This is a genomic window from Bartonella sp. MR168JLCBS (genome assembly GCF_042194175.1).
In genome coordinates, this window is record NZ_JBHIMP010000478.1 from 331 (window position 1) to 633 (window position 303).

The following is a 303-nucleotide window of genomic DNA, read 5'->3' on the forward strand; positions in this document are numbered from 1 at the left end:
TAATCACCCACGGCTCTTCAAAAGATGAGAATGAGCGGTTCTATAACGCTCCTAAAGCAGTATGTCTAGGGTTTTGTTGTTTTTTATATGAAAATAGTAAAGTCTCTATAGTTAAATTCATTGTACACCCCCTTGATCTTATCTCAAAATAGGCCCATTATAAATAGCTCTATAAATAAATGTCCTGATTATCATTCGGAACTGTCGTTGGAGGATCGTCGAGCGTAATGCCCGAACAAAATTCAGAGGAACCTTCTTGTGGTTGCAAGTGGGGTGGACTGTCGTTCTGTTTTATAAACTTTA